The following is a 1,494-nucleotide window of genomic DNA, read 5'->3' on the forward strand; positions in this document are numbered from 1 at the left end:
AATAATTAAACGAGAGTATTAATATAATAAATTGGTTTATATGTGGTGGGTGATACTGGACTTGAACCAGTGACCCTCGCCTTGTAAGGGCGATGCTCTCCCAACTGAGCTAATCACCCACATCTAAACAACATTACATTGCTGCGTTGTTGTGGGGCGCTATTATAGATAGAGTTGCAAATGTGTCAACACTTGAATGATAAAAATGTGCTGAATGAAGGTTTTATAAACAGTGGAGGGTGGTTGGCGTTTACTTTATCATCAAATTTAAGTTGTTAGGGTAAATTAACAGCTGAATCTGAGCTAAGTGACTGCCTTATTTTTACTTGCAATAAAAAGCATTGCTTAAATAAGCTAATAAAAGGCGATGTTGAAATTGATACAGTAAGTGTGGCGTTTTATCAAAAAGAAGATTTATGACTATATAAGATAAGGTTTTAAATTATTGAACTGGTATACGGTACTTTTTAAAAGGTAAGGGCGTAAGCAGTTATCTGTATTGCCATTAGTGCGAATAAACTTTAATTAACGTCATGGGTTTTGGCACAATGACAACAAAATAGAGCCTATTACCCAAACTGGCACATAGTGTTTAAAAACAGCACGAATTATTTGCTAGCACTTTTAACGACGGCCTAATTCACTTCAATTTTTATATGTGTGTACAAGCAACTTAAAAAGGGAAGGGTTGAGCATTTAATAATAAGGTTATCGAATAGAGCCCTCGCATTTTAATAACACACTTAAATGCGGGGTTTAGCCTTGGTTTTAGTACTTTTTTAACCCCAACTCAATTTGCATATAAATGTATACCTTTTATGTTAAACATTATTACTTCATCAACGAGGTATAAATAGATAATTAACCTGTTTATAGTACTGTGAGATGAAGTACAGGCCAAATTTTGTCGAAATTGTATTTTTTTGCATGTCTGATAGCCAGTTTGTTGAAAATTAAACCATTTAAATAAAGTGGCATAAAAAACTGTTGACTTTATTTTGGGGGGTGCATAGAATGCGCCCCGCACTCAGCGATACACAACGTGTTAAACACGTTAGGTATTAAAAGGTTTGGGGCTATAGCTCAGCTGGGAGAGCGCTTCGCTGGCAGCGAAGAGGTCTGCGGTTCGATCCCGCATAGCTCCACCAAATCTTTGTGCATGTCCTAGGGTAGCAGTTTTCTGTGTCCCCATCGTCTAGAGGCCTAGGACACCGCCCTTTCACGGCGGTAACAGGGGTTCGAATCCCCTTGGGGACGCCATCTAACAAATAGTTAGGCGTGGTTTTACCAAGAGAATAGCGTAGCACTTAAAGCTCGAGTCTTTATGTGTATTAAACGTATTACCTTAGCACCTCATGATATGAGTTAAACTTATCAATTGTCCTAGTAACACTTTTTAGTGTCCCCATCGTCTAGAGGCCTAGGACACCGCCCTTTCACGGCGGTAACAGGGGTTCGAATCCCCTTGGGGACGCCACTTACTATTTATAGTAG

Annotated in this window: 4 tRNA genes; 3 read left to right on the top strand and 1 reads right to left on the bottom strand. The window is 38.8% G+C overall.

The annotated features are described in order from the left end of the window. Positions 1 to 43: 43 nt before the first annotated feature. Positions 44 to 119 (bottom strand) — tRNA-Val (locus CWC04_RS19045). Positions 120 to 1,072: 953 nt separating this feature from the next. On the opposite strand from CWC04_RS19045, the gene CWC04_RS19050 reads away from it, so the two are divergent. The 3 genes from CWC04_RS19050 to CWC04_RS19060 all read left to right on the top strand — a co-directional run bounded on the left by CWC04_RS19050 (position 1,073) and on the right by CWC04_RS19060 (position 1,477). Continuing rightward, a tRNA-Ala gene (locus CWC04_RS19050) sits at positions 1,073 to 1,148 on the top strand. A 36-nt stretch (positions 1,149 to 1,184) separates the two neighbouring features. Continuing rightward, positions 1,185 to 1,260, top strand: a tRNA-Glu gene (locus tag CWC04_RS19055). A gap of 141 nt (positions 1,261 to 1,401) precedes the next feature. Beyond that, positions 1,402 to 1,477 (top strand) — tRNA-Glu (locus CWC04_RS19060). The last annotated feature ends 17 nt before the right edge of the window (positions 1,478 to 1,494 follow it).

Source organism: Pseudoalteromonas sp. S2893 (assembly GCF_005887105.1).
Lineage (GTDB): Bacteria > Pseudomonadota > Gammaproteobacteria > Enterobacterales > Alteromonadaceae > Pseudoalteromonas > Pseudoalteromonas atlantica.